Annotated in this window: 1 pseudogene; it reads right to left on the bottom strand. The window is 45.7% G+C overall.

The features are described from left to right. Positions 1-282: pseudogene (locus tag J0A67_RS22915) on the bottom strand (hypothetical protein); the annotation flags it as partial.

Raw genomic sequence — 282 nt, 5'->3', positions numbered from 1 at the left:
AGAGGTGGCCATTTCCCACCACGCTTAATTAGCTCGTCTTTGATACGCTCAAGAGACGCTTTCGCCTCACTACCGTCCGGGCTTCTATTAATCAGCCGTTGCAGTTGATTGCCCATCGTCCAACCCGAGTTGCCTCTTATATCACTATCGGCGCCTTTTTCTAATAGAAGAATGACGTGGTCATAGGAGTGATAATCTAAAGCATCGATGAGCAGCGTATCACCCAATGAATTTCTTATATTTATATCAGCGCCATGCTCCAACATGACCTCTAATGTCTCT

The organism is Algoriphagus aestuariicola, assembly GCF_017254835.1.
Taxonomy (GTDB): domain Bacteria; phylum Bacteroidota; class Bacteroidia; order Cytophagales; family Cyclobacteriaceae; genus Algoriphagus; species Algoriphagus aestuariicola.
This window is presented reverse-complemented; position numbering and strand designations above follow the sequence as displayed.